2 protein-coding genes and 1 pseudogene are annotated in these 1,672 nt (G+C 59.0%); all 3 read right to left on the bottom strand.

Going from position 1 to position 1,672, the window contains the following annotated elements:
* Positions 1-226, bottom strand: a pseudogene (locus AC1DS6_RS42520) (IS110 family transposase); the annotation flags it as partial.
* Between the two features lie 342 nt (positions 227-568).
* A complete protein-coding gene (locus AC1DS6_RS42515) occupies positions 569-1,117 on the bottom strand; it encodes a plasmid pRiA4b ORF-3 family protein (RefSeq protein WP_477104793.1) in 549 nt (182 codons plus the stop codon).
* A gap of 134 nt (positions 1,118-1,251) precedes the next feature.
* Positions 1,252-1,497 carry an H-NS histone family protein gene (locus AC1DS6_RS42510; RefSeq protein ID WP_477104794.1) on the bottom strand — a complete coding sequence of 82 codons (246 nt, stop codon included), beginning with the start codon at positions 1,495-1,497 and terminating at the stop codon, positions 1,252-1,254.
* Between the last annotated feature and the right edge of the window lie 175 nt (positions 1,498-1,672).

Genomic DNA, 1,672 nt, shown 5'->3' with positions numbered 1-1,672 from the left:
GACTGATCAGCCGGACCTCAATGCCGATCGACTGGAAGCGTCTTGCCCAGTGGTGCGCTGTGCTGCAGGCTTCCATAACAACCATCCCCGGCTTCAGTGTACGCACCGCCTCCAGGAGCGAGCCACGCGAGACCTTTGCTCGATGTACGGGCCGACCGCGGCGGTCGGCGCCATGGAGCTGGAATACCTGTTTGGCGAGATCGATGCCGAGGATGTCGACTTCCATGATGAACCTCCACATGTCAGGTTGATGCCGACAGTGTCCCCCGAAGGGAGGCGTCGGGTCCATCTCAGTAAAATCTGGCGCTGATGCGGAAAAATTCCGTTCAAATCAATTGGTTGAAAATCCATCGAATTCGCTGGACCGCGTCCATCAGATGCAAAATCTGGCGCATCCGCCTTGCCAGCCGGATAGAAGCCCCAGGCTCTGCTGTGGTCGCGTCACTTCATCGATTTTCTGATGATTTGGCGCCCGTTTGCGGCCTTATTACCGCGATTACTGCGACTGCGGACGGATTTATCCCAGCGAGCGCATAGAACATGGCCGATCAACTACTGCGCGGGCGCGTCACCGAATCGCCCGCAGCCTCGCATTGATCGCATTCACATCAAAGCCAACTGCGTCGAATACGCCGCCAACCCACGACCGGAAGTCATTGTGCTGTTCGTGGGTCTTGTCCCGAAGCGCTGCAAGGAATTCCGCATATCCGTGTGGCCCGCCAACGTCTTCCGGAGGACAAGCGTTTTCGCCAGCCAGGCAAACCGGTAGAGCCAGGGCCAAGTCCGGGTAGCCGATTGATTCGACAATGACGCGGTGCTGCCAGTCATCGCCAAAGTCATATCGGTACTCGAATTCGGTGGCCGAGCCGAGCGCATGGTTCAGCCGGACGCCCTTCTCCGACCGCAGGCCTTCATCCGAGACGTCCTTATCCTGTACGCCGAACCGCTCGCCGTTGATGTCGAATTCATGCAGGTGAGTGTCCTCCCAGCCCATCACAGAATGGATCACCTTGTGGAGCTTGGGGAGTTGTATATCCGCCGGGACAACAAAGCGACGCCAGACCAGAGGCTTGACATGGAGCAGTTCGATACGAAGGGTTGCGGCAAGTTTGAGCATAGGCGGAAGAGATCATACATGGGTCCGGAGACCAAGCTAACTGGTTTGCACGGTGAAACTTCTCAGCCACGACCGAGCGGCTCCCGATGGAGCCGGCGAAGGAAATCGAATTGGTAGCCTCTACTCGCCACCAGCTAGACGCGGAAATGTTCCACGGTCTGCCCTGCATTGACCGCCCGCTGCAGCCAGTCGGGCATTGCGGCGCGGCCGTCCCAGCCCTGCCCGTGCGCGTTGCGGTAGCGCACCACACCAGGCAACGTCGCCGGTGGCGGCTCGGCAAAACAGCCGGCGGCCTGCAGGTGGGACAGGCTCAGCCCATGCTGAGCCAGCTGGATGCGGATCCAGGTAATCGCTTCGGCGCGCTCGATTTCGATCGACATCATTTTAGGTGCACAGATTTGAGGAGGCTGCGGAGCAGGATCCTGCGTTGTCGTCTCAAAGACGGTTAGGCCTCAACATTGTTCCGGCGGATCGCTGGTGTAACGCAACCAGCTCCCTTGGGGATTGGGAATCACGTGGTCACCCCGCCGCTCAAAAATTAATCAGACCCGAGGA

Source organism: Cupriavidus sp. 05L310, from assembly GCF_056398185.1.
This window is presented reverse-complemented; position numbering and strand designations above follow the sequence as displayed.